Origin of the sequence: Myxococcus sp. AB025B (assembly GCF_006518215.1) — a bacterium.
Classification (GTDB): domain Bacteria; phylum Myxococcota; class Myxococcia; order Myxococcales; family Myxococcaceae; genus Myxococcus; species Myxococcus fulvus.
Window position 1 is genome coordinate 22,055 of record NZ_SRLW01000113.1, and the last position, 6,796, is coordinate 28,850.

Consider the following 6,796-nt stretch of genomic DNA (forward strand, 5'->3'; position numbering starts at 1 on the left):
GAGGCGGGCAGTGGACTTCCGCCGAGGGGCGGGACGCTCTCGCCTTGAGTGCGTTGTTGCACCCTGGTATCCGCGAGCCCCCACCCGCTCAGAGCAGGAAGCCCCAGATGGCCCAGAATTTCATCTTCACGATGCAGGACCTGCGCAAGGTCAAGAACGGCAAGGAGATCCTCAAGGGCATCTACCTGTCGTTCTTCCCCGGCGCGAAGATTGGCGTCATCGGTCCAAACGGCTCCGGCAAGTCGACGCTCCTGCGCATCATGGCGGGCGTGGACACGGAGTTCTTCGGCGTGGCCAAGCCGGACCCGGGCGCCAAGGTCGGCTACCTGGCGCAGGAGCCGCAGCTGGACCCGTCGCTGGACGTGAAGGGCAACGTGGAGCTGGGCCTGAAGGAGATTCGCGCCTCGCTGGACCGCTTCAACGAGGTCAGCGCGAAGTTCGCCGAGCCCATGAGCGACGCGGAGATGGAGAAGCTCCTGGCCGAGCAGGGCCGGCTGCAGGACGCCATCGACGCGGTGAACGGCTGGGAGCTGGACCGCACCATCGAGATGGCCATGGACGCGCTGCGGCTGCCCCCGGGCGACGCGGACGTGACGAAGCTGTCCGGTGGTGAGAAGCGCCGCGTGGCGCTGTGCCGCATCCTGCTGGAGAAGCCGGACCTGCTCTTGCTCGACGAGCCCACCAACCACCTGGACGCGGAGAGCGTCGCGTGGCTGGAGCAGGCGCTCAAGGAGTACAAGGGCACCATCGTCTGCATCACCCACGACCGGTACTTCCTGGACAACGCGGCCGAGTGGATCCTGGAGCTGGACCGCGGCGAGGGGGTGCCCTGGAAGGGCAACTACTCCAGCTGGCTGGACCAGAAGCAGAAGCGGCTGGAGCTGGAGGAGAAGTCGGAGAGCCACCGGCAGAAGACGCTCAAGCGCGAGCTGGAGTGGGTTCGCCAGTCGCCCAAGGCCCGTCAGGCCAAGAGCAAGGCGCGCATCGCGGCGTACGAGGAGCTGCTCAACCAGGGCCAGGAGAAGCGCGACGCCACGGGCGAGGTCATCATCCCGCCCGCGCCCCGCCTGGGCGGGCTGGTGGTGGAGGCCAAGGGCCTGCGCAAGGCGTACGGCGACCGGCTGCTCATCGACGACCTGAGCTTCAAGCTGCCGCCGGGCGGCATCGTCGGGGTCATCGGCCCCAACGGCGCGGGCAAGACGACGCTGTTCCGGATGATGACGGGCACGGAGAAGCCCGACGCGGGCGAGCTGAAGATTGGCGAGACGGTGGTGATGGCCTACGTGGACCAGAGCCGCGACGCGCTCAACGGCGACAACAGCGTGTTCGACGAGGTCAGCGGCGGGCTGGACCACCTGGACCTGGGCCGCGCGGGCCAGGTGCCCAGCCGCGCGTACCTGGCGGGCTTCGCCTTCAAGGGCCAGGACCAGCAGAAGCGCGTGAAGGACCTGTCCGGCGGCGAGCGCAACCGCGTGCACCTGGCGAAGATGCTCAAGAGCGGCGGCAACCTGCTGCTGCTCGACGAGCCCACCAACGACCTGGACGTGGAGACGCTGCGCAGCCTGGAGGACGCGCTCTTGAGCTTCGCGGGCTGCGCGGTGGTCATCAGCCACGACCGCTGGTTCCTGGACCGCATCGCCACGCACATCCTCGCGTTCGAGGGGGACAGCAAGGCCTTCTTCTTCGAGGGCAACTTCGAGGACTACGAGGCGGACAAGAAGAAGCGCCTGGGCCCCGACGCGCTCAACCCGCACCGCATCCGCTACCGCCCCGTCTCCAAGTCCTGAGCGCCGGGCCGTGCGTGGGAAGGTCTCCCACTCTCTCCGGGTAGAGAGGGTGTGGAGACCTTTCGGTTCTTGATGTGGCTTCACGGAGGGTTCTAGCGTCCCGGCGCATGAACCTTCGAACCCGTGGGCTGTTGAGTGTGGTGGCTGTCGTGATGTTTGGACTGACGGCGTGCAACGCCGGGGACGTGAGCGAGGAGCAGGGCGTGCTCGAGTCCTCCGAGGCGGCGCTGTGCAGCGTGGAGCAGTCCTGTCCGAGCGGGATTCCGGTGACGTGCTCGTCGGCGGGCAGTACGTGCACCTCCAGCCCGGACAACGGCGGCTGGGTGGAGTGTGATGGCATTCGCACCTATTGCCCTCCGGCGTGTACGTGCGGGAGCACGCGCTACACGGCGACGCGCTCGGGAGAGGGCGCCACCTGCGGCGCGGCGATGAGCCAGGCGCGCACGCTGCTGACCTCCACGGTGGCGGCGAACTGCCCGGCGGGCGGCTGCAACATCTCCGACACCCTGGGCCAGTGCATCCCGCTGGGCCCCAACCGGACGGATGGCTTCCGCGCCAGCGTCACCCGGACGTACTCGTGCAAGGAGCCGGCGAACTGCCAGTAACCCCCGTGGCACCGCGACGGCCCCGGTTGACCGATTCGTGACATTCATTGAGGTCGGAAACTTTGAATGTCGTGGGATTGAGTCGCCGGGACCTGTCGCTGGCTGTGGCGTCTTGAAGCGCCCGCGGGTGCTCGATGCCGATTTCAGCCGAGCAGAATCTTTCGACTCCCACTGCCCTCGGGGCGCCGTCCCTCGGGGACTGTCGCGTCAAGACAGACTCACTGTCGGCCAGAGCAGACACCCGACCCGCAAGTGATTGCAGGTGATTGGGTCAAAAAATAGTCGTGAGGCTGAAAATTGAGTGTGGCAATCAGGTCACGGGCTGTCCGGAATTCCCCAGATAATGCACCGCATTAACAGGCGGACCGGGGGTGCGGGAGCGCGTGGTTTCCCTCTGTAGGGGAAGGTGAATTTGGGTGGGTTCGCAACTTTGGGTGGGTGATCTGGAAAATCCGTTTGGCGTCTGTTGATGCGCTTTCCCGGCTGACAGCCATTGGGGAGGGGCGCGTCGGACCTCATAGGGAGCCATCCACATGTCTGTCAGGAACGTCAGCAACCGCGAGCGCGACACCCGCAGCTACAAGATCCAGGAGCGGGACACGCTCACGAAGATCGCCAAGCGCGAGGGCACCACGGTCGACGAGTTGGCCCGTCTCAACAACCTGGCGGACCCGAACAAGATTCGCGCGGGAGCCACCCTGCGGCTGCCCGGCCAGCAGGACGGCTTCGAGGCGGCGGCGTCCGCGCAGAACAACCAGGGCCTGCGCCGCCAGCAGACGCAGACCCCGGGCGACACCTTCGACGCGGGCACCACGGCGGCGGCGGGCATCACGTCCAACAACGTGTCCGGCACGCAGAACGGCTACCGCAACATCCAGGACCTGGGCGCCTTCACGCGCGGCGGCTCCAACTCCGAGGCGGCCATCATCGTCGGCACCTCCGAGGGCAACCGCCGCCCCGACGGCTCCACCACCTCCAGCTACGGTGGCCACACGGACCCGGGCAACGCGAAGCACAACCGCGGCTCGTTCTCCTACCAGGGCGGCGGTGCGCGCTCGCCCGAGCACGCGGACCAGATCTGGAACCGCGAGCTGACCAACGCCACCCCCGCCTACGAGCGCGCCGCTCGCGCCGCGGGCCTGGACCCGAACAACGCGCTGCTGGCGTCCACGTTCTTCGACCTGCACACCCAGTCGCCTCGCGCCGCGCAGAACTTCATCAACCGCGAGATGCCCAAGCTGGCCCAGGACCCGCGCGGCGTCACCCGCGACTCGCTCATCGACGCGCGCGTGAACGCGTACCGCAACGACCAGGGCGTCCTGCGCGCCGCGGGCTTCGACCACAGCGAGAGCCGCCTGCGCGCGGACCAGACGCGCCGCGAGACGGCGCTCGTGTCGGCGCTCGACGCGCGCGGCTACCGCACCGGCAACACCGACCAGGCCCAGCCGAGCAACGTCCCCATTCCCCAGCCGCGCCCGGTCTCCGAGCGTCCCACGTCGGACACGGTGCTGCCGGACAACGTGCCGATTCCCCGCCCGCGCCCGTCCTCGGAGCGCCCCGTCACCACGACCGGGGGCGCGACGCCCACGGACATGAGCGACACCGCGCAGGTCGCGGCGGCCACGGACCGGGCCGCGGTGCAGACGCGCACCCCGTGGATCAGCCAGTACGACGCCTCGCAGGTGGAGCGCGCGGGTGACAAGGCGTGCTTCCGCGCCGCCACCGCGATGGCCCGCCAGGCCGGCGCCAACGTGACGAGCGTCGACCAGCGCATCCAGGTCGCCACCAGCGAGGGTCCCAACGGCATCACGGTGGACCGCGCGGCGGCGGAGCGCGGGCGCAACTACATCGACCAGCAGCTGGCCGCGGGCAAGCCGGTGGTCGTGGGCGTCAACCACAGGACGGGCCGCAACGTCGGCAACGCGGACGGCATCACGGACCACTTCGTGGTCATCACCGGTCGCGGCACGGACGCGCAGGGCCGCACCTACTACACGTTCAACGACCCGGCGACCCGCAACCAGAGCCGCGGCGCGGACACCAACGCGAACAACCGCTTCTACGTGGACCCCAACACGGGCAACCTCACCCGCCCCGGTCCTCGCGACGGCTACGTGGTCGGCCGCCAGTTCGACGTGACGATGGTCCGCCCGAACGCGTAATCACCCGCGTCGCATGGACGAAGACAGCCCGGCGGCCCCTGGTGGGTCGACCGGGCTGTTCCATGTCCAGGGCCGAGGGACGAGCCTTGCCGCGAGTGGCCTGGCCCCTGGCTCGCCAGGGCCGAGGGACGAGCCTCGCCGCGACGAGGCCTGGCCCTGCCTCTCGCCCGGTGTGGGGCGAGCGACGTGGCACGAGTTCGGCCCGGCTCCTTGGGAGGGCCTCGCCGCGAGAAGCTCGACCCGGCTCAGGGCGAGCGCCTCGCCGCGACGAGGCCTGGTTCCTGTCTCGCATCCTGATGCGGGGCAAGCGGCGTGGCACGAGCTCGGCCCGGCTCCGCGGGAGCACCTCGCCGCGAGAAGCTCGACCCTGCTCAGGGCGAGCGCCTCGCCGCGACGAGGCCTGGTTCCTGTCTCGCATCCTGATGCGGGGCAAGCGGCGCGGCACGAGCTCGGCCCGGCTCCGCGGGAGCACCTCGCCGCGAGAAGCTCGACCCTGCTCAGGGCGAGCACCTCGCCGCGACGAGGCCTGGTTCCTGTCTCGCATCCTGATGCGGGGCAAGCGGCGCGGCACGAGCTCGGCCCGGCTCCGCGGGAGCACCTCGCCGCGAGAAGCTCGACCCCGCTCAGGGCGAGCACCTCGCCGCGAGGAGGCCCAACGTCGGGCCCGACGCGCGCGCCGTGCGGCGCGCCTCCGTCACCTCGGGGAGGGTCGCCGTTCCGGAGCGGGCGCGACCTGCTCCCCGGACTCCACGCTCACGTCGCGCGGCGCGAGGCGGGCGCGACCTGCTCCCTGGACCCCACGCTCACGTCGCGCGGCGCGCGGAGAGCGTGCCCCTCAGCTCCCGCACCTCCGCGAGCAGCTCCTTCGCGGCCGCCACGGGGGACGTCGTGGCGACGGGCTCCTCGGGCCGCGTGATGAGCTCCGAGGGCTCGCCCAGGCCCGTGTCGCGGTGCATCCGCACGCGCTCCAGGATGGCGTCCCGAATCGCCTCGGGGTCGCTCACGCCTCGAAATCGCGCCTCGTGCAGGTGCTCGGCCGGGTCCAGGTCCGCCTCGTTGCCGCGCGCGCCGCTGCCGCCACCCGCCGTCTCCACCCTCACGTCCGCGATGCCCAGCAGCCGCTGGAGCGGGTTCTGCTGGATGGAGATCTGCTGGATGTTGGCGAACGTCATCGTCTTCTCGCGCAGCGACATGACGCCCTCGTGCACGCGCAGGCTGCGGTCCGTGAGCGCGTACCAGCGCAGCTCGTAGTCCAGCCGGATGACGAAGAAGCTCACCGGGAACATCACCAGGTAGCCCACCCACACGAACGCCTCGAGCGCGTACATGACCGGCCGGGTGTACGGGAAGTCGAGCATCATCGGCACCCAGCGACTGATGAACAACCAGCCCACCACCGTGCCCGCGAGCACGCCCACCTGCTTGAGCGCGAGCAGCACCCGCCGGTAGTTCAGGTACGCGGGCGCCGCGTTGAACACCCGCACCGTGCCCTCGGGGAGCTGGCGCTCGGAGGGCACCTTCAGCCAGCGCAGCAGCCATGCATGGGGCACGTCAGCCATTTGTCTTCCCCGGGGTGACGGCGGGCGTGCCCAGCTCCTGTCGCAGCGCGCGCACCTCGGCGGCGACCTCGCGCAGCGCGGCGGCCAGCGCCTCCGACTCACCGGACACCAGCGCGGCGGGCTTCACCCGCGCGTCCGCCTTCGTGTCCCGGGCCCCGCGCATCTTCGAGTAGAGCAGGTCCCGCATCGCCTCGAAGTCCTGCACGCCCTCGATGGTGATCTCCGCCTGGGCGCTGCCGCTGGCCGTCTGGATGAGGATGCGCGCGAGCCCCAGCCAGCGCTCCACCACGTGGCTGGACAGGTGGATGTCCTGGATGCGCGCGTACGTGAGCGACACCTCGCGGCGGAAGAGGATGCCCCACCGCATGGTGATGCCCTCCTCGTCCAGTTCGTAGCGCAGCGTGCGGTACTTGAAGTACCGGATGAGCGCGAGGATGGGGAAGCCCGGCCCCGCCAGCAGCGAGCCCAGCAGGTAGTTGGCCAGGAGGTTCTGGTGGGGCTGGAGCACCACCGGCAGCTTCCACGGTGAGGCCGCTTTCGCGGGCGTCATCGCGTGCTGGGGCGGGCGCGAGGAGGTGGCGGGTCCGCCAGGAATCATGGATGGCTCACCAGGGTGTCTCGGACGGTCACTGTCTGTTCCCAACGCGGGAACCCGACACCCATTTCATACACCGGTCCACCCC

The 6,796-nt window shown here is 69.8% G+C and carries 5 protein-coding genes; 3 read left to right on the forward strand and 2 right to left on the reverse strand.

What is annotated here, in order from left to right:
- Positions 1-107 precede the first annotated feature (107 nt).
- The 3 genes from ettA to FL311_RS20095 all read left to right on the forward strand — a co-directional run bounded on the left by ettA (position 108) and on the right by FL311_RS20095 (position 4,554).
- Complete coding sequence (gene ettA / locus FL311_RS20085; protein WP_141327170.1) at positions 108-1,787, forward strand: energy-dependent translational throttle protein EttA; 1,680 nt, start codon at positions 108-110, stop codon at positions 1,785-1,787.
- Positions 1,788-1,936: 149 nt separating this feature from the next.
- A complete protein-coding gene (locus tag FL311_RS20090) occupies positions 1,937-2,392 on the forward strand; it encodes a hypothetical protein (protein ID WP_141327172.1) in 456 nt (151 codons plus the stop codon).
- A 533-nt stretch (positions 2,393-2,925) separates the two neighbouring features.
- Positions 2,926-4,554: a LysM peptidoglycan-binding domain-containing protein gene (locus FL311_RS20095; protein WP_141327174.1), complete on the forward strand. Its 1,629-nt coding sequence runs from the start codon at positions 2,926-2,928 to the stop codon at positions 4,552-4,554.
- 803 nt (positions 4,555-5,357) lie between these two features.
- On the opposite strand, the gene FL311_RS20100 is transcribed toward FL311_RS20095, so the two are convergent.
- Both FL311_RS20100 and FL311_RS20105 read right to left on the reverse strand, forming a co-directional pair.
- A complete protein-coding gene (locus tag FL311_RS20100; RefSeq protein WP_141327176.1) occupies positions 5,358-6,113 on the reverse strand; it encodes a PH domain-containing protein in 756 nt (251 codons plus the stop codon).
- Positions 6,106-6,711, reverse strand: coding sequence for a PH domain-containing protein (locus FL311_RS20105; RefSeq protein WP_141327179.1), 606 nt, complete (start codon positions 6,709-6,711; stop codon positions 6,106-6,108). Before FL311_RS20105 ends, FL311_RS20100 begins: the two co-directional genes overlap by 8 nt.
- Positions 6,712-6,796: the final 85 nt, after the last annotated feature.

Bases quoted from the DNA above. Each gene is read 5' to 3' on its own strand.
- ettA (WP_141327170.1), top strand. From the start codon at position 108: ATGGCCCAGAATTTCATCTTCACGATGCAGGACCTGCGCAAGGTCAAG.
- FL311_RS20095 (WP_141327174.1), top strand. From the start codon at position 2,926: ATGTCTGTCAGGAACGTCAGCAACCGCGAGCGCGACACCCGCAGCTAC.
- FL311_RS20100 (WP_141327176.1), bottom strand. From the start codon at position 6,113: ATGGCTGACGTGCCCCATGCATGGCTGCTGCGCTGGCTGAAGGTGCCC.
- FL311_RS20105 (WP_141327179.1), bottom strand. From the start codon at position 6,711: ATGATTCCTGGCGGACCCGCCACCTCCTCGCGCCCGCCCCAGCACGCG.